We start from the raw sequence: 1,364 nt of genomic DNA on the forward strand, positions 1-1,364 counted from the left end.
GGTCAGCGGTACAAACAGGAAGCCGAGGCCAATGGTCTGGAAACTACGCATGATCACCAGCGTGGTGAAGTCGATATCCGGCGTCAGCGTTGATGAGTAGATAAACGACACCCCAAGCAGCGCAAAGCCAAAGGCAATCAGCAGACGCGTCTGTACGATGGGCATCAGCTTCAGCACCAGCGGAATCGACAGCACAATCAGCACCGCCCCTGGCGATAACACCAGCCCCGAGAGCGTGGCGGTATACCCAAGGTCCTGCTGTGCCAGTTGAGGGATCACCACCGAACTGCCATACAGGATGGCAGCCATACCTGCCATCAGCAGGCAGGCCACCGCAAAATTACGGTCTTTCAGCACGTGCAGATCGACGACCGGCTTTTTGGCATACAGCAACCAGTAAATCGCTCCGACAATCCCGGTCAGCGCCAACAGCGCGAAGGTTACGATAAAGCCCGACTGGAACCAGTCTTCATCTTCTCCCCGGTCCATCATCACTTGTAAACAGCCCAGACCCAGCGTAATCAGGCTGATGCCGATGTAATCGACCCGCAGCTTGCCCTTCGCCCATTTACGCTCCCACGGCGGATCCTCCAGCAACTGATAAATCGCCAGCACGCTGAGGATCCCCACCGGGATATTGATAAAGAATACCCAGCGCCAGCTGTAGTTGTCGGTGATCCAGCCGCCCAGCGTCGGACCCAGTACCGGTGCCACAATAATCGCGATGGAGGAGAGACCAAACGCCTTACCGCGATCCTCAGGCTTAAAATAATCCAGCAGCACCGACTGTTGTACGGGCTGCAACCCGCCGCCGAAGAATCCCTGTAATATGCGGAAAAGAATGATCTGCCACAGTTCAGTCGCAATGCCGCACAGGAAGGAGCAGACGGTAAACATCACAATACAGATGAGGAAAAACTGCTTACGGCCCAGCAGGCGACTCAGGAAGGCTGAAATCGGCAGCACGATGCCGTTGGCCACCAGATAGGAGGTCAGCACCCAGGTGGATTCGTCATAACTGGCCGAGAGCGATCCGGCCACATGCGGCAGGGCAACGTTAACGATGGTGGTGTCGAGGATCTCCATAAACACCGCCAGCGTGACGGTCATCGCGACCAGCCAGGGGTTACTGGCGGGCTTCCAGCTCTGGCCGGGATTCATTCCAGCGTGACCTTAGGTTCAACCGACAGGCCAATCGGTAGCGGACGGTTTGGATCCAGCCCTTTATCAATCACGATTTTCACCGGCACGCGCTGCACGATCTTCACGTAGTTGCCGGTGGCATTTTCTGACGGGAAAGCAGAGAAGCGGGAACCACTGCCCATCTGCACGCTGTCGACATGCCCCTCCAGCTTGAGGTCCGG

General features: G+C 56.9%; 2 protein-coding genes. Both read right to left on the reverse strand.

Features of this window, described 5'->3' with window-relative positions; all coding sequences use genetic code 11:
- A partial coding sequence (locus WH277_RS00855) for a DHA2 family efflux MFS transporter permease subunit (RefSeq protein ID WP_339503826.1) occupies positions 1–1,161 on the reverse strand: 1,161 nt, incomplete at its 3' end.
- Positions 1,158–1,364 (reverse strand): HlyD family secretion protein (locus tag WH277_RS00860; protein ID WP_445235290.1); only part of this gene is annotated, 207 nt, incomplete at its 5' end. The genes WH277_RS00860 and WH277_RS00855, both read right to left, overlap by 4 nt.

This window comes from Erwinia sp. MYb416 (genome assembly GCF_037479575.1).
In the GTDB taxonomy this organism is placed as follows: domain Bacteria; phylum Pseudomonadota; class Gammaproteobacteria; order Enterobacterales; family Enterobacteriaceae; genus Erwinia; species Erwinia rhapontici.